Consider the following 20,218-nt stretch of genomic DNA (forward strand, 5'->3'; position numbering starts at 1 on the left):
TGTATGTGAAAGCGGGTGGATAGCTGCGTCAGCGCTTTATCCGTCCTGCTCTCCTCGTAAAAATCCGAAACCTTTCCCTGCTAATTAAAAATGTGATATATATCCCATAATAAAAAATAACAATTATATAACATCTCATTCACTAAAAATGCACTAGGCATCATTGATAAATTCACAAGATCCTTGGCAGGGGTACAATTCTAATGGCTGATAGCAGTGTAACTGAGAATCGGGTGCTGACGGACAGCGACACCCGTCGTCGTATATGGGCAATCGTAGGGGCATCATCAGGGAATCTGGTCGAATGGTTTGACTTCTACATCTACTCTTTCTGTTCCCTCTATTTTGCCCATATCTTTTTTCCTTCAGGAAACACCACCACACAACTGTTACAGACTGCTGGGGTTTTCGCCGCAGGGTTTCTGATGCGGCCTATTGGCGGATGGATTTTTGGCCGGATAGCCGATAAGCACGGACGTAAAAAGTCCATGTTATTGTCAGTATGCATGATGTGTATGGGATCGCTGGTGATCGCCTGTCTGCCGGGGTATGAAACCATTGGCACTTGGGCACCTGCGCTGCTGCTGCTCGCCAGATTATTTCAGGGGCTGTCTGTTGGCGGAGAATATGGCACCAGTGCGACTTACATGAGTGAAGTCGCCGTGGAAGGTAAGAAAGGGTTTTATGCCTCATTCCAATACGTGACCTTGATTGGTGGGCAACTTCTGGCATTGCTGGTTGTGGTGATATTACAGCAAACGTTAGAAGACTCAGCGCTCAGAGCATGGGGCTGGCGTATTCCCTTTGCGCTGGGAGCCGTACTGGCGATTGTCGCGCTTTGGTTACGTCGTCAGTTAGATGAAACCTCAAAACAGGATGTGCGTGCGCTGAAAGAAGCAGGCTCCCTGAAAGGACTATGGCGTAACCGCAAGGCCTTCGTGATGGTGCTCGGATTTACTGCTGCGGGTTCGTTGTGTTTCTATACCTTCACCACCTACATGCAGAAGTACCTGGTGAATACGGCAGGTATGCATGCCAACGTGGCCAGCGGTATAATGACGGCGGCACTGTGCGTGTTTATGCTGGTACAGCCGCTGTTCGGCGCGTTGTCAGATAAAATTGGCCGCCGTACCTCGATGCTGTGTTTTGGCGCATTAGCCACGTTGTTTACCGTTCCTATCCTGACGGCGTTGCAGAATGTGACCTCCCCGTATATGGCATTTGGTCTGGTCATGTGTGCCTTGTTGATCGTCAGTTTCTACACTTCAATCAGTGGCATTCTGAAGGCCGAAATGTTTCCGGCGCAGGTTCGCGCGTTGGGGGTAGGATTGTCTTATGCAGTGGCGAATGCCTTGTTTGGTGGATCGGCCGAATATGTTGCGCTGTCGCTGAAGTCCGTTGGTATGGAAACCACATTTTTCTGGTACGTCACCGCTCTGGCCGTGGTTGCATTCTTTGTCTCATTACTGCTGCACCGCAAAGGTAAAGGCCTGCGCCTCTAATGGTGGGCCATTTGCCAGACGGCATAGCCGGTAGATGCGCCGGCGACATCCCAGGCAAAATCTTTCCAACTCCAGCCGCTTCCTGTGGGGCGGCTGTCCCAAAGTTCTTTTGATGCGCCAAGGCTAATGGAGAACATGAAACCGATGGCAGCGCTGCGATCGGCGCTGTTTCCCTGATGCTGAGCGTACTCGTTACCGGCGGCGGCCAGCATGGCTGAGGCAATAAAGTGTTGTGCTTTGTCTTGCCCACTCCAGTTGTCGTTCGCCATATGGCTACAACCAGAAAGTGTCAGGATACTGGCGAGAATAAACAGGCGCACCGTCGTCTCCATAGGAAAAACCCCGTCAGCGACGGGGTTCAGGTTACAGAATACGGCTGATTAATCTGTCGATTCGGATACGGCGGAGTCGACGGATGAGCTTACGCACTTTAACCGGATAGTCGGCAATACTCTGCAGGTCGCGATAGTGCTTAACGACGGTAGTATGTGTGCGGATGAGCTCCAGCTCTTTCTCACGCTGAAGAGTTAGTTCCTGCTTAGGATCGTGGATCAGAATGGCGTTTTCCAGATCCAGGCGCCAGGCTCGAGGGTTAAGGTTGTTGCCGGTGAGCAGCATCCATTTATCATCCACCCACATGCCTTTCAGATGATAAGTATTGTCATCATCTTTCCATAAGCGTACGACCAGTTGATCGGTATTAACGTAATACTGCAGTCGGCTCAGGAAGCGGCGAAGGTTTATTTCATACAGATAGGGCAGCGCGCCGATAATCTTAAACGGCTCATCTTCCGGGATGAAAAAGTCGTTAGCGGTCTTATCGCCCACGATAATTTCAACCTTTTTCCCTTCACGCAGAAGCTGGATAATATTGCGCACCAGTATCGCTGGCAGGTTGAAATAAGGAGTACAGATTGTGAGTTTCTGCTCTGCGCAGGGCATCAGATGGAAAATGGTCTTATTCAGCAGACTGGATTTTCCGAGCCCAACCAGAGGCGTCACCGAAAGCTGTTCATTATCCGCATTACCCTGGAAATGGAATGACGCATCACGTAATTCCTGACGATACAGGCGGATGTCGTTTTTAATTTCTGGGCTTTTAGGGCGATTGATATCATCAAGACGATTCACGCCGCGACCATTCATCAGGTTCTGCGTGACCCAGTCGAACATGATGTCAGCCATTTGCGCATTGCGAATCAACTGGTAGCGATCGTAGCGATATTTATCATGCTGATGTAGGTAAACGTCGTTCAGGCTGGCGCCGCTATACAGAACGCTATCATCGATGATAAAGCCTTTGAAATGCAGGACGCCAAGCGCTTCACGGGTGTTAATCGGTACGCCGTAGACCGGAATATCGATCCCTGGATTTTCTTGCGCCATTCGGCAGTACCAGTCAGCGTTGGTATTAGACGCTGCTGCGCCAATGCGTCCGCGCTGGGCACGATGCCAGTCGACAAGCACCCGGATATCAAGCTCAGGACGCTGCCGCTTAGCCGCATAAAGCGCGTCGAGGATGCCTTTGCCACCGTCGTCCTGTTCCAGATACAGGGCGATGATGCAAATACGTCGCGTCGCGCTGGCTATTTTCTCCAGCAGAGTCTCCCTGAAATTAGCGGGAGCATAAAAGAAATCTACATCATCAACTGATTGAGAAATCTTCGGTAGTTGGGCAAGGTGTTGTTGATGTTTATTACGCTTAAATTTTGACAACATCACAGTGCATTTCTTCTCTGTTCATTGAAGGGTCCTCTGTGCTATGCAGACGACATAAGCGAGCAATGATAACACCAGTACCCGTTAAAGTGGTCAACATTTCCAGTACCTTACTCACGATTCCTCATATTGGGCCAGATTAAGCGTTAGCCCAACAATTCCCTCTTCGAGCTGGACGTCTACAGCAAACCCGAGTTTTCGGGCCAGGGCGACCATCCCCCGATTGTTCGGCATCGTAATACCATTCAGACGTCTCAGTCCGTGATCTCGGGTGTAGGTAATTAATTTTTCCATCAATCGCCGCCCGAGCCCCAGCCCTTTGAGATCCGATCGTACCAGTACGGCAAATTCGGCATCGATGTTATCGGGATCGGAAATTGCGCGCGTCACGCCGAGGATCTCTTCAGTGTTATCACGGCAACGTACCGCCACAAAGGCCATTTCCCGATCGTAGTCGATCTGCGTCATATTGGCTAAATCTTCATGGGTAAATTCATTGATCTCACTGAAATAGCGGTAATACAGATCTTCCTTCGTCACTTGTGAAATGAACTGCTGCAGATGGGGTTCATCCTCCGGCAGAATAGGGCGGAACAGGCAGCGTTCACCGTTTTTCATTTCGACCCACTCTTCAAGCTGATGAGGATAGGGACGCACGGCCAGTCTGCTTTCGTTGTCGCCCGTGAAGGGGGCAATATCCAGCGTAACATCGAGGGCGGTGAATTCACCGGCGGATGCCAGTAATGGGTGGATATCCAGACGTTGAATTTCCGGGCAATCGACGATCAAATTGGACACCTGAACCAAAAGCTGGCTTAAACCGGCGACGTCTAAAGGACGTAGCGCACTGCGGGCGCGGATCTTTTTGTTTTTGATCCCCTGGATCACCAGATATCGTGCGAGGTTCATGTTCAGCGGCGGCAATGCCACCACGGCTTGCTCTTCCGGTCGCCACTCTACGCCACCTTCCCCCAACATAATGAGTGGCCCAAATACCGAATCGTGTTCGACGACCACGCGCAGTTCCTGAGCCCCCGCGCGGTTAGCCATACTCTGGACAAGCAAACCGTGGATACGCGCCTGCGGCCAGGCCATTTTCACCCGATCAAAAATCGCATTGGCGGCCTGCTGCACTTCGGTTGCCGTTCGCAGGTAGAGCATAACCCCTTGAACTTCCGATTTATGCGGGATATCGGGAGAACGTAGCTTGAGCGCTACCGGATAACCAATTTGTTCGGCGATGTGTACGGCTTCTGCGCTGTCGCTGGCAATCCAGGTGGGCAGTGTGTGCAAGCCATAGGCGTGCAAAATAGGCTGAACTTCATGCGTATCCAGCGATGTTGCCCCGTCAGTAATCGCCTGTTGTAACAGATTATGTGCCTCGGCGGTGTTGGCCGTCAGGCTGTCAGGGAGCACTGGTGTTTCACGCAGCTGCTTCTGGTTACGCCGATATTCAACCATATGCATAAACGCGGTGATGGTGCCTTCCGGTGTACGATAGGTAGGTAATCCCGCTTCACTAAACAACCTGCGGGCTTCCTGGGATGAAAACTCCCCGCACCAGTTAGTGAGTAAGGAGACAAACTTGCCGCGCGGATGTTGTTTCACTGCCTCAATCAGCGCCTGCGCGCTTTCGGTGCCAGGTGCGGCTGCGCTAGGCGAGTGGATGACCATCAGGGCGTCGAAATCCTGGCTGGCGAGTAAAATATTCAGCGTTTTAACGTAATGCTCACTGCTGGCATCGTCGCGCAAATCCAGTGGGTTGGCGATATCAACGTGGGTTGGTAACGCATCGCGTAGTTTCTGGCAGGTCTCTTCGCTTAGCGTGGCCAGTTTGCCGTTTCGCGACCACAGCTCATCTAAAGCCAGTGCAGCAGGGGCGGCACCATTACTGATGATCATCAGCCTGTCGCCACGTAAAGGGCGCATGTGGCTGAGGGTTTCCACCGCTGAGAAAAGCTCGTGTGTGTCCTGCACGCGCAGCAGACCGGCACGCTGAATGGCTGCGTCCCAGGCTGGGTCCATCCCCGAGCTGGTATGCAGCAAGCGCTGAGCCGCCGGGCTGCGACCGCTTTTAATCACCAAAATGGGTTTGTTACGCGATGCGCTACGTGCCGCCGAGACAAAACGGCGGGCATCGCTCAAATGTTCAAGGTAGAGCAAAATCGCACTGGTTTTACTGTCGCGGGCCAGGTAATCAAGCAGCTCATCAACGTCAATGTCCAGACTGTCACCCAGGGCAATAAACCAGGAAAACCCCATGTCGCGCTGCTGCGCCCAGTCCAGAATGGTGTTGGAAATCGCCGCCGACTGGGAAATAAATGCCAGCTTGCCGCGTTTAATCGGTACCGGTGAAAAACTGGCGTTAAGCCCCTGCCAGGGGGCGAGAAGCCCCAGACTGTTGGGGCCGAGCAGACGTATTTTATAGCGTGATGCGCAGGCCAGCAGTTCAGCGTGCTGCGCCGTGGGCGCTGACAAAATAATACAGGTTTTGCAGCCTTTCTCGCCTAGCGCCTCCAGCAGCGTCAGGTTGCGGCTGGCATTGGTACACAGCACGGCGAGATCGGGAGAAAAAGGCAGGCTGGCGATAGTGGGCCAGGCCAGCACGCCCAACACCGCTTTCCAGGCCGGCGTCACCGGTAAAACCGGTCCATTGAAGCCGCCGGCCAGTAAGTTACGCATCATCAGGTAACCCGCACGATTGGGCTTCATTGACGCCCCAATCACCGCAATGGATTTTGGTCGCAGTAGCGCTTCCAGACCACGTTGACTCATATCGGCTTCCTTAATGACACCAGTGACCGAATGATTTTAAACGTTTTCTGTCGAGTCTGCTGTGACGCTTCCCTGATGTTGGGTTTTTCCTGCCAGGTAGCGAGTTTTAAAAAGCGTGAAGTGCTCACTTAATCCTTCGGCTGCCTGCGTGTCTCCAGCCAGATCCAGTAAGGCAATCGCCACTTCGGCGGTGCAATACTGCCCCTCGGCATGGGCTTCGCGCAGACGGTAAGCGGAAAGACGTGATAAATCGACGGAGATAACCGGCAGGTTATCGAGGTACGGACTTTTACGGAACATTTTGCGCGCTTCTGGCCAGGTGCCATCAAGCATAATGAACAACGGTGTTTTACCCGTAGGTGGCGTGAAAATGACCTCACGGCCCTCGTCGGCATAAGATGCCGGGAAGACCACCATCGGTTGATAATCCGGATTGTTAACCAGTTCAAGCAGCGCTGACGGCGGCTCGGTGCGAGACCACTGAAACGCGGCGGTATCCGGCAGAATATCAGCAATCAAACGCCCGGTGTTGCTGGGTTTCATCGGTTCGGTGTCAAACATTACCAGGCAAAAACGACTCTTCGCCTGGGCAGGTCTCAGCGTTTCGCACAGGCACAGTTTCAGCGGCAGTAAGCAGCGCTGGCAGCGGCGAATACGGTTACCTCGGGCGAGAAAAGGGCGCGTGGCGCGCGCAAGGCGCTCGGCACGTAACTGGAGAACGGCGTTATTGGTCATCGGGAAGCACGTTGAAAAATGCTATTGTCGCAGAGGACAAAACGGGGCACAAGATGTGCCCCGTAGAGATTATAATGATTCGTTAAGCCAGCTATCAAACGGGGCTTTAGGCACTGCGCCATTGAGCATATCGACGACTTCACCTTTCTTGAATATCATAATGGTCGGAATGCTGCGGATGCCGAAACGTGCGCTGAGTTCGCGTTCAGCTTCGGTATTCACTTTAACAAAACGCACTTTACCGCTACGCTCTTCAGCGACATCTTCAAAGATGGGGGCGAAGTTACGGCATGGGCCACACCATGGCGCCCAGAAATCGACCACCACCGGAAGATCGTCTTTTAACAGCTTATCCAGCGTAGCACCGGTCGCATTGATCACCTCACCGTCAAACAGGTCGTGACCACAGCGTCCGCATTTGGCCGTATCCTGAACACGATCTTCGGGGATGCGGTTGATAGCCTGGCAGCTGGTACAAACGGTATTCATAACTAACCTCTGGATGAGTAGGGTGGACTTCGCGGCAATCACGCCGATATGTTTCTGTTATGTTACATATTATCGGGGAGACTGTTTTAAACAGCAATGCGTTTTATTCAATGAGTACAATAGTCATAAGCTTTTAAATGAAATAATGGCTAACGACGTGCACATCGGGTAATCTGCGCGCTTCGCGCAGAGCAGGTGGAGAAAAGAAATGAGCGACGAACTGAAGAACAAAAACGGCAAGGTCAAAGTGATGTACGTCCGCAGTGACGATGACTCGGACAAGCGCACCCAAAATCCACGTACCGGTAAAGGCGGCGGTCGCCCAGGTACTTCCCGAGCCGAAGGCGGTCGTCGCCCTGCCCGTGATGACAGAAAGGGTCCGAACAGTGAACGTGGCCGCGATCGTGGACGTGACCGCGATGTTGAACGCGACCGTAAACGTGAAGACTCACCGTGGCGTACCGTATCCCGCGCGCCGAGCGATGACGTAGCGGAAAAAGCCGATCACGGTGGGATCAGCGGCAAGAGCTTTATCGATCCTGAAGTATTACGTCGTCAGCGTGCGGAAGAAACCCGCGTTTACGGTGAGAATGCCTGTCAGGCGCTGTTCCAGAGCCGTCCGGACGCCATTGTCCGCGCCTGGTTTGTCCAGAGCGTGACACCACGATTTAAAGAAGCATTACGCTGGATGGCGGCAAACCGCAAAGCCTACCACGTGGTTGACGAAGCCGAACTGGCGAAAGCTTCCGGTACTGAACACCATGGCGGCGTGTGTTTCCTGATTAAAAAACGTAACGGTACAACCGTTAAGCAGTGGGTTGGCCAGGCGGGGGCGCAGGATTGCGTACTGGCGCTGGAAGATATCGCCAACCCGCATAACCTGGGCGGCATGATGCGCAGTTGCGCTCACTTCGGTGTGAAAGGCGTGGTCGTACAGGATGCCGCGCTGCTGGAATCCGGTGCAGCTATCCGTACCGCGGAAGGCGGTGCCGAGCACGTGCAACCGATCACTGGCGACAGTATTGTGGATGTGCTGGATGATTTCCGCAAAGCAGGCTACACGGTCGTGATGACCTCCAGCGACAAAGGTAAGCCGTTGTTCAACACCACGCTGCCAGAAAAAATGGTGCTGGTGTTAGGCCGCGAGCGTGATGCGCTGCCGGAAGCGGCATGTTCTGCAGACGATCTGTGCGTCGCCATCGACGGTACGGGCAATGTAGAAACGCTCAATGTCTCCGTCGCGACGGGCGTCCTGCTCGCGGAGTGGTGGCGTCAGAACAAAGCCTGATAGTAAAAATGCCAGCGAATCGCTGGCATTTTTTTACTCGCTCTCAGCCGGCAGCACCGGCATCCAGTCGATCGGTTTTTCACCGCGTTTTTCCAGCCACTCATTTGCCAGAACAAAGTGATTGCAGCCAAAGAATCCGCGGTGTGCCGAGAGCGGAGACGGATGCGGCGCTTTTAGAATATGGTGACGCTGCGCGTCAATAATGGCCCCTTTCTTCTGCGCGTGCGCGCCCCAGAGTAAAAACACCACGCCTTCACGGTGCTCGTTAATCAGGCTAATGACTTTATCCGTAAAGGTTTCCCAGCCCAGACTGGCATGCGAATGTGCCTGTCCTGCCCGGACGGTAAGGACGGTGTTCAGTAACAGTACCCCCTGACGTGCCCAGCTTTCCAGATACCCGTGCGTGGGGCGTGTAAAGCCCGGGACCGTCGCTTCGAGTTCTTTATACATATTCAGTAATGACGGTGGAGTGGCTACGCCTGGGCGCACAGAAAACGCGAGGCCATGCGCCTGGCCGGGACCGTGGTAAGGGTCCTGTCCCAGGATGACAACTTTCACATCGCCAAGCTCGGTAAAGCGAAATGCGTTAAACACATCTTTTTGCGGCGGGTAAATCGTCATGCCTGACTGGCGTTCACCGGCGACGGTATGCAAAGTGTTAACAAAATAGGGTTGCTGTTTTTCTTCGGTCAGCACATCGTGCCAGGTTAATTCGGTAGTCATCTCGCTCTCCTGCGAATTTCATTCCCCCTAGCTTAACTGCTTCTCTCTGGGGCGCAAAATTCTCTACGATTCTCAAGGGACTACCCCTTAAAGATAGTTGAAAATTTATGTAAAAATTTTATCTACACGCATAGCGTAAGTTGATGTAAAACAATAAAATCCACTCATCACCACTTTGCGTGTGTGGTTTTTGTTGATTTAAATCAAGGAATCAAGGGTGTGCGAGGGGTATATATACACTCAAGCAACAATGGTTTTACCAATTGGCCGCGCGACGGCCAACCGAAATCAAATAATTTTGCCGGGGAGGCATCAACATGATTACAGGTATCCAGATTACTAAAGCTGCAAACGACGACCTGCTGAACTCTTTCTGGCTGCTGGACAGCGAAAAAGGCGAAGCACGCTGCATCGTTGCTAAAGCAGGTTTCTCTGCTGATGAAGTCGTTGCCGTCAGCAAACTGGGCGAAATCGAATACCGTGAAGTACCGGTAGACGTACAGCCAGAAGTTCGCGTAGAAGGTGGCCAGCACCTGAACGTTAACGTTCTGCGTCGTGAAACGCTGGAAGATGCGGTTAAGCACCCGGAAAAATACCCGCAGCTGACTATTCGTGTTTCTGGTTATGCGGTGCGTTTCAACTCACTGACTCCAGAACAGCAGCGCGACGTTATTGCCCGTACCTTTACTGAGAGCCTGTAAGGCTCGCGGGGTTGTACCCCGGTAATCAGATAATAAAAAAGCGGAACATGCCAGTGCATGTTCCGCTTTTTTGTCGTTGAAAGAAGGTAAAAAATGCCGGGTTCATTAACCCGGCATACCGTTTACTCTTTGTCAGACTGCGGCGCGGCAGCTGCGCTCGGCTTGCGACGCTTGCCGATATTTTTGGCGTCGCGGTGACGTTTCTTCACGCGCGGCTTCTCTTTGTCTTTCTCTTTTTTCTCGGCACGTTTCGCCAGCACTTTCTTGGATGGCTTACCGTTAGACTTCTCACTTGGCGCGCGCGTTGTTGGACGCAGTTCGTCAACCACGCGCGGCTTTAGCTGCTCGTCGACATAGCGACTCGCTTTGCCGAGCAGCAGGTGGTCGTGCGCTTCTACCAGAGAAATGGCGGTGCCTTTACGGCCTGCGCGACCGGTACGGCCAATACGGTGCAAATAGGCATCGCCACTACGAGGCATGTCGTAGTTAAACACGTGGCTGACATCAGGAATGTCGATACCGCGTGCCGCAACGTCGGTGGCAACCAGCACATTCACACGACCATCGGTCAGGCGTTTGATCGCTTCGTTGCGCTTGCTTTGTACCATCTCGCCTTCGAGATAGCAGTTGTTGATCCCCGCCTGGCGCAGCCAGCCAGCCAGCTCGTGCACGCGCTCGCGTTTACGCACAAAGACGATAGAACGCGTTGCTTCAGGCTGCTTTAACAGGTGAATCAGCAACGCTGTTTTGTGTTCGATATCATCGGCACGATAGTACCACTGATGGATCTTCTTACGTTCGCGGGTGGATGGATCCGCAGAAACCTCAACTGGATCTTCCAGCAGGCGCTCGGCAAAATCTTTAACCGCATTGCCTTCCAGAGTGGCAGAGAACAGCATGGTCTGCTTGCGCCAGCGGGTTTCACCGGCAATATGCTCGATATCCTGCGCGAAGCCCATATCCAGCATACGGTCGGCTTCATCGAGGATCAGCGTTTCAACCGCATGGCAGTCGAAGTTCTCTTCTTTAATGTATTGCAGCAGACGCCCGGTGGTCGCGACCACGATGTCCTGATTTTCGCTGAACACTTCCATATGGTTCATGTAGGCCACGCCGCCGGTGATGGTGGCGACATCCAGATGCGTATTCTTCGCCAGTTCACGGGCGTGATCGGCAACTTGCATTGCCAGTTCACGGGTCGGCGTCAGAATTAAAACGCGCGGTGGACCTGATTTTTTGCGCGGAAAGTCGAGCAGGTGCTGCAACACTGGCAGCAAATATGCCGCCGTTTTACCGGTGCCTGTCGGCGCAGAACCGAGTACATCACGGCCATCGAGCGCAGGTGGAATGGCGGCTGCCTGAATAGCTGTCGGGCGAGTGAAACCTTTTTCCTGGAGGGCATCCAGCAGGCTTTCATCGAGTTCAAGTTCGGAAAAAGTCGTTACAGTCATGTTCTACCTCTGTGTGGGGCGCTGATTATAGACGTTACGGCTGCAATCTTCATCTGTTTGTATGGATATACCTTCTCAGGTATTGTTTTTATCCTATGTTATCGTTTTTTTTCCAGGAAGGTTGTTTTTCATGCCCCAGTCTTCATCAGTACTTCGACGTAATGGGTTTACCTTTAAACAGTTTTTTGTGGCACACGATCGTTGTGCAATGAAAGTTGGGACTGACGGAATTTTATTGGGGGCCTGGGCCCCTGTCGCAGGCGTAAAGCGGATCCTTGATATCGGCACCGGGAGTGGTTTGTTAGCACTGATGCTGGCCCAGCGTACAGATAACAGCGTCCTGATTGATGCGGTGGAGCTGGATGTTGACGCCGCGCAACAGGCAGAGGAAAACATCACGCAATCTCCGTGGGGGCAGCGTATCCGGATCCATACTGAAGATGCTCAACGGTGGATACCTCGCCAGACCGTGCGCTTTGATCTGATTATCAGTAATCCCCCTTATTATGAGCAAGGCGTGGAGTGTGGTACGCCACAGCGCGAGCAGGCACGTTATACCACGACGCTCGATCATGCGGCGCTGATAACGCTGGCGGCGGACAGTATTACAGAAGAGGGCTTTTTTTGCGTGGTACTGCCGGAGCAGATTGGTAACGCTTTTACCCAGCAGGCATTAAACATGGGATGGCATCTGCGTCTGCGTACGGATGTGGCGGAAACCGAAGCCCGACTGCCGCATCGGGCCCTGCTGGCTTTCTCCCCGCAGGCCGGGGAGTGCTTTAGCGACAGATTAGTGATCCGTGGGCCAGACCAGCGTTACTCAGAAGGTTACACCGCGCTGACCCAGGCATTTTATCTGTTTATGTGATGGCTAAGCGGCGAAAGAATGGAAGGGCCGGATTCAGGCAACTGCTCTGGATAATCCAGCGTGAAGTGCAGGCCCCGGCTCTCTTTACGCATCATTGCGCAGCGCACAATCAGCTCGGCAACCTGCACCAAATTGCGCAGCTCCAGTAAATTGTTCGACACGCGGAAATGTGCATAATACTCGTCGATTTCCTGTTGCAGCATCGTGATACGCCGCAGGGCTCGCTCCAGACGTTTAGTGGTGCGTACAATGCCAACGTAATCCCACATAAATAGCCGCAGTTCATGCCAGTTATGCTGGATGACAACCAGCTCATCCGGATTTTCCACCCGGCTTTCATCCCAACCCGGAAGCGTGCTGACACTACGTGCGTAGGGCATTCTACGATCAATATCTTCAGCTGCAGACCAGCCGTAGACCAGGCACTCCAGCAGTGAGTTAGACGCCATACGATTTGCACCATGCAGCCCGGTGTAGCTCACTTCGCCGATGGCATACAGACCATCGACGTCAGTCCGGCCATAATCATCGACCATCACGCCACCGCAGGTATAGTGCGCAGCTGGCACGATAGGCACTGGCTCTTTGGTCAGGTCGATCCCCAGGCCCAGCAGCTTTTCATAAATCATCGGAAAATGCTGGCGGACAAATTCTTCCGGTTTATGACTGATGTCGATGAACATGCAGTCCGCACCCAGACGCTTCATTTCATGATCGATAGCACGCGCCACGATATCGCGCGGCGCCAGTTCACCACGCTCATCAAAGTCGGGCATAAAGCGTGAGCCGTCCGGGCGCTTCAGATGGGCACCTTCGCCACGCAGCGCTTCAGTCAGTAGAAAATTGCGCGCCTGCGGGTGATACAGCGCGGTGGGGTGAAACTGATTAAATTCGAGGTTGGCGACACGACACCCTGCGCGCCAGGCCATCGCAATTCCATCGCCTGAGGAGATATCCGGATTGGTGGTGTACTGATAGACCTTCGATGCGCCACCGGTGGCCAGCACGACGGATTTGGCATGGCAGGTTTCGACGGCTTCTTTATTACGATTCCAGATCCATGCGCCAACTACCCGGCGCGTGCCCGGCAAGCCGATTTTATCGGAGATGATCAGGTCCACGGCGTTGCTACGTTCCAGCACCTGAATGTTGGGATGATTTTGCGCCTTGCTGACCAGCGTGGTTTCAACCTCTTTGCCGGTGGCATCAGCCGCATGCAGGATGCGTCGATGGCTATGGCCGCCTTCGCGGGTCAGGTGATAACTCTCTTCACCATTGGGCTGAACCTGCGTATCAAACAAAACGCCTTGATCAATGAGCCACTGGACGCACGTTCGGGCGTTGCTGGCGACGAACTCAACTGCATGGCGATCGCACAATCCCGCGCCGGCAATCAGCGTATCCTCGACGTGAGAATCGATACTGTCGGTTTCATCAAAAACAGCGGCAATGCCTCCCTGGGCATAGAATGTAGAGCCTTCACTCACAGGCCCTTTACTCAGGACAATAACCCGATGTTTCTCAGCCAAGCGCAAAGCCAGTGAGAGTCCGGCAGCACCGCTGCCAATAATCAGCACATCACAGGATAATTCAGGCGTTGTATTCATGATTGTTGTTTAATTTACTAAACAGTGTTTGGTCACCATAGCACCACATTGTGCGAAACTGCACGTTATATTTTTAATTGTGTTGCAATGGCTAAACACGAAAGAAATTCATAGTGAGAGGTAAAGTATGAAAAATATTTTGTGTAGCAGGCCGTTAGCGTCAGATTAGGAGATGAAATAAAGTGCCCGTTGGGTTACTCTGCAAGCGGTTTAATGGGCATTTCTGTACAGATAGTGCGTTGATCGGGTTATGTAGACTTATAATGAGAGATAAGACCTGTCTACAACATGACAAACAAAAACAAATGCGTAACGGAACTTTACGAAACTTGAGCACTCCAAGTCATTGCTTGCTCATAGTGCAGCTGATGGAGTGGCGTTTCGAAAGCGCGTGGAAATTTGGTTTGGGGAGACTTTACCTCGGATGAGCGAGCAGTTAACGGACCAGGTCCTGGTAGAACGGGTCCAGAAGGGAGATCAGAAAGCCTTTAATTTACTGGTAGTTCGCTATCAGCATAAGGTGGCGAGCCTGGTTTCCCGCTATGTACCGTCGGGCGATGTTCCCGATGTTGTACAGGAAGCATTTATTAAGGCCTATCGTGCGCTGGATTCGTTCCGGGGAGATAGTGCTTTTTATACCTGGCTGTATCGTATTGCAGTCAATACAGCGAAGAATTACCTGGTCGCTCAGGGGCGTCGTCCACCTTCCAGTGATATAGATGCGATAGAAGCAGAAAATTACGAAAGTGGCGGTGCGCTGAAAGAAATTTCGAACCCTGAGAACTTAATGTTGTCAGAAGAACTGAGACAGATAGTTTTCCGAACTATTGAGTCCCTCCCGGAAGATTTACGCATGGCAATAACCTTGCGGGAGCTGGATGGCCTGAGCTATGAAGAGATAGCTGCTATCATGGATTGTCCGGTGGGTACGGTGCGTTCTCGTATCTTCCGAGCGAGGGAAGCTATTGATAATAAAGTTCAACCGCTTATCAGGCGTTGACGGTAGCGGGATACTGGAAAAGGTATTAGGCATGCAGAAAGAAAAACTTTCCGCTTTAATGGATGGCGAAACGCTGGATACTGAGTTACTCAAAGAGCTGACTCACGACCCGGAAATGCAAAAAACCTGGGAGAGTTATCACCTGATCCGCGATTCCATGCGAGGTGATACCGCCGACGTTCTCCATTTCGATATTTCCGACCGAGTAATGGCAGCCATCGCAGATGAGCCAGTACGTCAGGCGGCGCCATTGATTCCTGAGGCCCAGCCAGCACCACATCAGTGGCAGAAAATGCCATTCTGGAAGAAAATGCGTCCGTGGGCCGCTCAGCTTACTCAAATGGGTGTGGCCGCGTGCGTATCGCTTGCAGTTATCGTTGGCGTCCAGCACTATAATGGGCAATCTGAAACGTCCCAGCAGCCCGAAACGCCGGTATTTAATACATTACCGATGATGGGTAAAGCCAGTCCGGTGAGCTTGGGTGTACCTTCTGACGCGACGGCCAGCAGCGGCGGTCAGCAACAGCAGGTGCAGGAGCAGCGTCGTCGTATCAATGCTATGTTGCAGGATTACGAACTGCAGCGCCGACTGCACTCCGAACAGCTTCAGTTTGAGCAGGCACAGACACAGCAAGCCGCTGTACAGGTGCCAGGAATTCAAACTTTAGGAACGCAATCGCAGTAATGAAGCAACTTTGGTTTGCCATGTCACTTGTGGCTGGTAGCCTGTTCTTCTCTGTCAACGCCTCGGCCACTCCTGCGTCCGGGGCGTTATTGCAGCAGATGAATCTGGCCAGCCAGTCGCTCACCTATGAGCTGTCCTTCGTCAGCATCAATAAACAGGGTGTTGAATCCCTACGTTATCGTCATGCTCGTCTGGATAATCGTCCGCTTGCACAACTGTTGCAATTAGATGGACCACGCCGGGAAGTCGTACAACGTGGAAATGAAATCAGCTATTTTGAGTCGGGGCTCGAACCGTTCACGCTGAACGGTGATTATATTGTTGATTCTCTGCCATCCCTGATTTACACCGACTTTAAACGTCTCGCACCCTACTATGACTTTATCTCGGTAGGCCGAACACGTATTGCCGACAGGCTTTGTGAAGTACTCCGCGTCGTGGCGCGTGACGGGACTCGTTACAGCTACATTGTCTGGATGGACACCGAAACTAAGCTACCGATGCGCGTCGATCTTCTTGACCGGGATGGCGAAACGCTGGAACAGTTCCGCGTGATCGCTTTTACTGTGAATAGCGGCGTCGGAGACAGCATGCAGACGCTGGCAAAAGCCAACCTGCCGCCGTTGCTATCTGTTCCCGCGGGCGAGAAAACCAACTTCAACTGGAGCCCATCATGGTTGCCGCAAGGATTCAGTGAAGTCTCTAGCAGCCGTCGTCCACTGCCGACGATGGACAATATGCCGATTGAATCGCGTCTTTATTCTGACGGGCTGTTCAGCTTCTCTGTGAATGTGAACCGCGCGCAGCAAAACAGCGCCGATCAGCTCCTGCGTACCGGACGCCGCACGGTCAGTACCAGCGTACGAGATAATGCCGAAATCACTATCGTTGGTGAACTTCCGCCGCAAACGGCGAAGCGCATCGCGGACAATATCAAGTTCAGGGCTGCACAATGATCAAAGAGTGGGCAACGGTTGTTTCCTGGCAAAATGGCCTAGCGACAGTCAGCTGTGACGTTAAAGCGTCGTGCAGCAGCTGTGCCTCAAGGGCCGGATGCGGAAGCCGTGTGCTGAATAAACTGGGACCGCAGACAACGCACACCATTGTGGTGCCTAGCGTTGAACCGCTGGCTCCCGGTCAGAAAGTTGAGCTAGGCATTGCTGAAGGCAGCCTGTTGGGCTCGGCAATGTTAGTCTATCTGTCTCCGCTGGCGGGGCTGTTTGTTTTTGCCGCATTGTTCCAGGTGTTGTTTGGCAGCGATATCGCCGCGTTAAGCGGTGCGATACTGGGCGGTGTGGGTGGATTCCTGATTGCTCGTGGTTTCTCACGCAAGCTGGCTGAACGTGAGGCCTGGCAACCGGTGATTCTCAATGTTGCTCTCCCGCCTGACCTTCTTCGCGTCGAAACACACCAGTGATATATATGCCTGATGGCGCTGCGCTTATCAGGCCTACAGGACCGTTACTACGTAGGCCAGATAGGGCACTTTCGCCGTACTTCGGTAAAAGTTTCACTGACTTTGCTAAGTTGTTTCCAGTTCCCGCTATCCTTGCTCTATGAACATTTCCTCGCCTCAGCGTTGTAGTGTAGAATGCGGCGTTTCACTTAAACCGACGTTAAGCTCAGAACAGCGACTTCTCAAAGCCTGCCCAGGCAGGCGTAAGGCACAATAATTACACTATATGAAGAACATACGTAACTTTTCAATCATAGCTCACATCGACCACGGTAAATCAACGCTGTCTGACCGTATTATCCAGATCTGCGGTGGCCTGTCTGACCGTGAAATGGAAGCGCAGGTTCTCGACTCGATGGATCTTGAGCGTGAGCGCGGTATTACTATCAAAGCGCAGAGCGTGACGCTCGATTTCAAATCATCTGATGGTGAAACCTACCAGCTTAACTTTATCGACACGCCGGGCCACGTTGACTTCTCGTATGAAGTTTCGCGCTCGCTTGCCGCCTGTGAAGGCGCTCTGCTGGTGGTTGACGCCGGACAGGGTGTTGAAGCGCAAACGCTGGCTAACTGCTATACCGCCCTGGAAATGGATCTCGAGGTAGTGCCGGTACTGAACAAAATTGACCTGCCGGCTGCCGATCCTGAGCGTGTAGCGGAAGAGATCGAAGATATCGTCGGTATCGATGCGACAGATGCGGTTCGTTGCTCGGCGAAAACCGGCGTCGGCGTGACCGACGTTCTGGAACGTCTGGTGCGCGAAATTCCGCCGCCGGAAGGTGACCCGGAAGGCCCGCTGCAGGCGCTGATCATTGACTCCTGGTTCGATAACTATCTGGGTGTGGTCTCGCTGGTACGTATTAAAAACGGCACCATGCGCAAAGGCGACAAAATCAAAGTGATGAGCACCGGGCAGGTGTATAACGCTGACCGTCTGGGGATCTTCACGCCTAAGCAGGTTGACCGTACCGAACTGAAGTGCGGCGAAGTGGGTTGGCTGGTTTGTGCGATTAAAGACATCCTCGGTGCCCCGGTCGGCGATACGCTGACTCAGGCACGTAATCCGGCAGATAAAGCGCTGCCAGGATTTAAAAAGGTGAAACCGCAGGTTTACGCCGGTCTGTTCCCGGTCAGCTCTGACGATTACGAAAACTTCCGTGATGCGTTAGGTAAGCTGAGCCTGAACGATGCCTCCCTGTTCTATGAACCGGAAAGCTCTACCGCGCTGGGCTTCGGCTTCCGCTGTGGCTTCCTTGGTTTGCTGCACATGGAGATCATTCAGGAACGTCTGGAACGTGAATACGATCTGGACCTGATCACCACTGCACCGACCGTTGTTTACGAAGTTGAAACCACGGGTAAAGAGACTATCTATGTCGATAGCCCGTCCAAACTGCCGCCGCTGAACAACATCTATGAGCTGCGCGAGCCGATCGCTGAGTGTCATATGCTGCTGCCTCAGGCATATCTCGGCAACGTTATCACGCTGTGTATCGAGAAGCGTGGCGTACAGACCAACATGGTTTACCACGGTAACCAGGTGGCGCTGACCTATGAAATCCCGATGGCAGAAGTGGTGCTCGACTTCTTCGACCGCCTGAAGTCAACGTCTCGTGGCTATGCGTCACTGGACTATAACTTCAAACGCTTCCAGGCCTCTGACATGGTGCGCGTTGATGTTCTGATCAACAACGAGCGTGTTGATGCGCTGGCGCTCATTACCCACCGTGATAACTCACAGAGCCGCGGCCGTGAGCTGGTGGAAAAGATGAAAGAACTGATCCCACGCCAGCAGTTTGATATCGCGATTCAGGCAGCCATTGGTACGCACATCATTGCGCGTTCAACGGTTAAGCAGCTGCGTAAAAACGTTCTGGCTAAGTGCTATGGCGGTGATATTAGCCGTAAGAAAAAGCTGCTGCAGAAACAGAAAGAAGGTAAAAAACGCATGAAGCAGATCGGTAACGTCGAGCTGCCTCAGGAAGCGTTCCTCGCCATTCTGCATGTCGGTAAAGACAGCAAATAATCCTAAGGAGTTGGCATGGCGAATATGTTTGCCCTGATTCTGGTGATTGCCACACTGGTGACGGGCATTTTATGGTGCGTAGATAAATTTATCTTTGCGCCAAAACGCCGGGAGCGTCAGGCAGCGGCACAAGCCGCTGCGGGTGATTCACTGGATAACGCAACGCTGAAAAAAGTCTCCCCGAAGCCGGGCTGGCTGGAAACCGGAGCATCCGTGTTCCCGGTACTGGCGATTGTACTGGTGGTGCGTTCATTTATTTATGAGCCGTTCCAGATCCCATCGGGTTCGATGATGCCGACGCTGTTAATTGGTGATTTTATTCTGGTGGAGAAATTTGCCTACGGAATTAAAGATCCGATTTATCAGAAAACACTGATCGAAACGGGCCATCCGAAACGCGGTGATGTCGTGGTGTTTAAATACCCGGAGGATCCGCGCCTGGACTACATCAAACGCGCTGTCGGTTTACCGGGAGACAAAGTGACGTACGATCCAGTGGCGAAAGAGGTCACGATCCAGCCAGGATGCCGCTCCGGTCAGGCGTGTCAAAACGCATTGCCGGTCACGTACTCTGACGTTCAGCCGAGTGATTTCGTACAGACGTTTGCACGTCGTAACGGTGGCGAAGCGACCAGTGGTTTCTTCGAACTTCCGCTGAGCGAAACGAAAGATAACGGTATTCGCCTGACCGAACGTAAAGAGACGCTGGGCGAGGTGACGCACCGCATTCTGACCGTGCCAATCGCGCAGGATCAGGTGGGGATGTACTACCGCCAACCGGGTCAGCAACTGGCGACCTGGATTGTTCCACCGGGACACTACTTCATGATGGGTGATAACCGCGACAACAGCGCGGACAGCCGTTACTGGGGATTTGTACCGGAAGCGAATCTGGTGGGTAAAGCGACGGGCATCTGGATGAGTTTCGACAAGCAAGAAGGTGAATGGCCGACCGGTGTTCGTTTAAGCCGTATTGGTGGTATTCATTAATTGCTGATAATCGTTCACGTTGTCGTCATAATGGCGGCAACGTGAATTATTTCTCGGATAAATTCCCGCAGACTAACGACATCCCTTGTCGTTGTGTATAGAATATTCCCCCGTAGTTTTAGGTTGGCACCGTCAGGTTGCCACGGCACACGAAACAGCGTTGATTCGTATACAAGCGCATTCAGGCGACGCCGAAACGGCTA

The 20,218-nt window shown here is 52.8% G+C and carries 19 protein-coding genes; 11 read left to right on the forward strand and 8 right to left on the reverse strand.

Annotated elements, in window-relative coordinates; all coding sequences use genetic code 11:
• Positions 1 to 203: 203 nt before the first annotated feature.
• Positions 204 to 1,502 carry an MFS transporter gene (locus FCH32_RS00005; protein WP_115257745.1) on the forward strand — a complete coding sequence of 433 codons (1,299 nt, stop codon included), beginning with the start codon at positions 204 to 206 and terminating at the stop codon, positions 1,500 to 1,502.
• On the opposite strand, the gene FCH32_RS00010 is transcribed toward FCH32_RS00005, so the two are convergent.
• The 5 genes from FCH32_RS00010 to trxC all read right to left on the reverse strand — a co-directional run bounded on the left by FCH32_RS00010 (position 1,499) and on the right by trxC (position 7,220).
• On the reverse strand, positions 1,499 to 1,834 hold the full coding sequence (locus FCH32_RS00010; RefSeq protein WP_217438869.1) for a YfiM family lipoprotein: 336 nt from the start codon (positions 1,832 to 1,834) through the stop codon (positions 1,499 to 1,501). The two genes, FCH32_RS00005 and FCH32_RS00010, sit on opposite strands and share 4 nt — an antisense overlap.
• Before the next feature lie 31 nt (positions 1,835 to 1,865).
• Entirely contained in the window at positions 1,866 to 3,221 is a 1,356-nt protein-coding gene (gene pssA, locus FCH32_RS00015) for a CDP-diacylglycerol--serine O-phosphatidyltransferase (protein WP_117343486.1), read from the reverse strand.
• A gap of 114 nt (positions 3,222 to 3,335) precedes the next feature.
• Positions 3,336 to 5,996 carry a bifunctional acetate--CoA ligase family protein/GNAT family N-acetyltransferase gene (locus FCH32_RS00020; RefSeq protein ID WP_174360283.1) on the reverse strand — a complete coding sequence of 887 codons (2,661 nt, stop codon included), beginning with the start codon at positions 5,994 to 5,996 and terminating at the stop codon, positions 3,336 to 3,338.
• A 36-nt stretch (positions 5,997 to 6,032) separates the two neighbouring features.
• Positions 6,033 to 6,731 carry a tRNA-uridine aminocarboxypropyltransferase gene (tapT, locus tag FCH32_RS00025; protein WP_096756114.1) on the reverse strand — a complete coding sequence of 233 codons (699 nt, stop codon included), beginning with the start codon at positions 6,729 to 6,731 and terminating at the stop codon, positions 6,033 to 6,035.
• Between the two features lie 69 nt (positions 6,732 to 6,800).
• Positions 6,801 to 7,220 (reverse strand): thioredoxin TrxC, encoded by a 420-nt coding sequence (gene trxC, locus FCH32_RS00030; protein ID WP_045446319.1) that lies wholly within the window; start codon positions 7,218 to 7,220, stop codon positions 6,801 to 6,803.
• 208 nt (positions 7,221 to 7,428) lie between these two features.
• On the opposite strand from trxC, the gene FCH32_RS00035 reads away from it, so the two are divergent.
• Positions 7,429 to 8,508 (forward strand): tRNA/rRNA methyltransferase, encoded by a 1,080-nt coding sequence (locus FCH32_RS00035; protein WP_096756115.1) that lies wholly within the window; start codon positions 7,429 to 7,431, stop codon positions 8,506 to 8,508.
• 33 nt (positions 8,509 to 8,541) lie between these two features.
• Here the strand turns inward: FCH32_RS00035 and ung are convergent, their stop codons facing one another.
• Positions 8,542 to 9,231, reverse strand: a complete 690-nt coding sequence (gene ung, locus FCH32_RS00040) for a uracil-DNA glycosylase (protein WP_096756117.1) — start codon at positions 9,229 to 9,231, stop codon at positions 8,542 to 8,544.
• 317 nt (positions 9,232 to 9,548) lie between these two features.
• Between ung and grcA the strand changes: the two genes are divergently transcribed.
• Positions 9,549 to 9,932, forward strand: a complete 384-nt coding sequence (gene grcA / locus FCH32_RS00045; RefSeq protein ID WP_096756118.1) for an autonomous glycyl radical cofactor GrcA — start codon at positions 9,549 to 9,551, stop codon at positions 9,930 to 9,932.
• Between the two features lie 122 nt (positions 9,933 to 10,054).
• Here grcA and srmB read toward each other — a convergent pair whose 3' ends face one another.
• The gene (srmB, locus tag FCH32_RS00050; RefSeq protein WP_096756119.1) at positions 10,055 to 11,383 is read right to left on the reverse strand and encodes an ATP-dependent RNA helicase SrmB; all 1,329 of its coding nucleotides are present in this window, start codon (positions 11,381 to 11,383) and stop codon (positions 10,055 to 10,057) included.
• A gap of 130 nt (positions 11,384 to 11,513) precedes the next feature.
• Between srmB and trmN the strand changes: the two genes are divergently transcribed.
• Positions 11,514 to 12,251: a tRNA(1)(Val) (adenine(37)-N(6))-methyltransferase TrmN gene (gene trmN, locus FCH32_RS00055; RefSeq protein WP_174360284.1), complete on the forward strand. Its 738-nt coding sequence runs from the start codon at positions 11,514 to 11,516 to the stop codon at positions 12,249 to 12,251.
• On the opposite strand, the gene nadB is transcribed toward trmN, so the two are convergent.
• Complete coding sequence (nadB, locus tag FCH32_RS00060) at positions 12,236 to 13,858, reverse strand: L-aspartate oxidase (RefSeq protein ID WP_137361868.1); 1,623 nt, start codon at positions 13,856 to 13,858, stop codon at positions 12,236 to 12,238. The genes trmN and nadB overlap by 16 nt on opposite strands.
• Positions 13,859 to 14,121: 263 nt before the next feature.
• Here nadB and rseD point away from each other — a divergent pair, with 263 nt between their 5' ends.
• From rseD to lepB, 7 genes are all read left to right on the forward strand, one after another.
• A complete protein-coding gene (gene rseD, locus FCH32_RS00065; protein WP_135911581.1) occupies positions 14,122 to 14,286 on the forward strand; it encodes a rpoE leader peptide RseD in 165 nt (54 codons plus the stop codon).
• On the forward strand, positions 14,283 to 14,858 hold the full coding sequence (rpoE, locus tag FCH32_RS00070; protein WP_003037573.1) for an RNA polymerase sigma factor RpoE: 576 nt from the start codon (positions 14,283 to 14,285) through the stop codon (positions 14,856 to 14,858). Before rseD ends, rpoE begins: the two co-directional genes overlap by 4 nt.
• Before the next feature lie 31 nt (positions 14,859 to 14,889).
• Complete coding sequence (gene rseA / locus FCH32_RS00075; RefSeq protein ID WP_115257749.1) at positions 14,890 to 15,543, forward strand: anti-sigma-E factor RseA; 654 nt, start codon at positions 14,890 to 14,892, stop codon at positions 15,541 to 15,543.
• Entirely contained in the window at positions 15,543 to 16,499 is a 957-nt protein-coding gene (gene rseB / locus FCH32_RS00080; RefSeq protein WP_174360285.1) for a sigma-E factor regulatory protein RseB, read from the forward strand. The genes rseA and rseB overlap by 1 nt, the downstream gene beginning before the upstream one ends.
• Positions 16,496 to 16,960, forward strand: coding sequence for a SoxR-reducing system protein RseC (gene rseC, locus FCH32_RS00085; protein ID WP_115257751.1), 465 nt, complete (start codon positions 16,496 to 16,498; stop codon positions 16,958 to 16,960). The genes rseB and rseC overlap by 4 nt, the downstream gene beginning before the upstream one ends.
• A 265-nt stretch (positions 16,961 to 17,225) precedes the next feature.
• Complete coding sequence (gene lepA / locus FCH32_RS00090; RefSeq protein WP_096756125.1) at positions 17,226 to 19,025, forward strand: translation elongation factor 4; 1,800 nt, start codon at positions 17,226 to 17,228, stop codon at positions 19,023 to 19,025.
• Between the two features lie 15 nt (positions 19,026 to 19,040).
• Entirely contained in the window at positions 19,041 to 20,015 is a 975-nt protein-coding gene (gene lepB / locus FCH32_RS00095; protein WP_096756126.1) for a signal peptidase I, read from the forward strand.
• The last annotated feature ends 203 nt before the right edge of the window (positions 20,016 to 20,218 follow it).

The organism is Citrobacter gillenii (assembly GCF_013337685.1).
GTDB classification, from domain to species: domain Bacteria; phylum Pseudomonadota; class Gammaproteobacteria; order Enterobacterales; family Enterobacteriaceae; genus Citrobacter; species Citrobacter gillenii.

Coding starts and splice junctions, on each gene's coding strand:
- lepB (WP_096756126.1), top strand. CDS start 19,041: ATGGCGAATATGTTTGCCCTGATTCTGGTGATTGCCACACTGGTGACG.
- rseD (WP_135911581.1), top strand. CDS start 14,122: ATGAGAGATAAGACCTGTCTACAACATGACAAACAAAAACAAATGCGT.
- rseB (WP_174360285.1), top strand. CDS start 15,543: ATGAAGCAACTTTGGTTTGCCATGTCACTTGTGGCTGGTAGCCTGTTC.
- FCH32_RS00020 (WP_174360283.1), bottom strand. CDS start 5,996: ATGAGTCAACGTGGTCTGGAAGCGCTACTGCGACCAAAATCCATTGCG.
- trxC (WP_045446319.1), bottom strand. CDS start 7,220: ATGAATACCGTTTGTACCAGCTGCCAGGCTATCAACCGCATCCCCGAA.
- trmN (WP_174360284.1), top strand. CDS start 11,514: ATGCCCCAGTCTTCATCAGTACTTCGACGTAATGGGTTTACCTTTAAA.
- rpoE (WP_003037573.1), top strand. CDS start 14,283: ATGAGCGAGCAGTTAACGGACCAGGTCCTGGTAGAACGGGTCCAGAAG.
- srmB (WP_096756119.1), bottom strand. CDS start 11,383: ATGACTGTAACGACTTTTTCCGAACTTGAACTCGATGAAAGCCTGCTG.
- ung (WP_096756117.1), bottom strand. CDS start 9,231: ATGACTACCGAATTAACCTGGCACGATGTGCTGACCGAAGAAAAACAG.
- FCH32_RS00010 (WP_217438869.1), bottom strand. CDS start 1,834: ATGGAGACGACGGTGCGCCTGTTTATTCTCGCCAGTATCCTGACACTT.
- FCH32_RS00005 (WP_115257745.1), top strand. CDS start 204: ATGGCTGATAGCAGTGTAACTGAGAATCGGGTGCTGACGGACAGCGAC.
- nadB (WP_137361868.1), bottom strand. CDS start 13,858: ATGAATACAACGCCTGAATTATCCTGTGATGTGCTGATTATTGGCAGC.
- pssA (WP_117343486.1), bottom strand. CDS start 3,221: ATGTTGTCAAAATTTAAGCGTAATAAACATCAACAACACCTTGCCCAA.
- rseA (WP_115257749.1), top strand. CDS start 14,890: ATGCAGAAAGAAAAACTTTCCGCTTTAATGGATGGCGAAACGCTGGAT.
- grcA (WP_096756118.1), top strand. CDS start 9,549: ATGATTACAGGTATCCAGATTACTAAAGCTGCAAACGACGACCTGCTG.
- FCH32_RS00035 (WP_096756115.1), top strand. CDS start 7,429: ATGAGCGACGAACTGAAGAACAAAAACGGCAAGGTCAAAGTGATGTAC.
- rseC (WP_115257751.1), top strand. CDS start 16,496: ATGATCAAAGAGTGGGCAACGGTTGTTTCCTGGCAAAATGGCCTAGCG.
- lepA (WP_096756125.1), top strand. CDS start 17,226: ATGAAGAACATACGTAACTTTTCAATCATAGCTCACATCGACCACGGT.
- tapT (WP_096756114.1), bottom strand. CDS start 6,731: ATGACCAATAACGCCGTTCTCCAGTTACGTGCCGAGCGCCTTGCGCGC.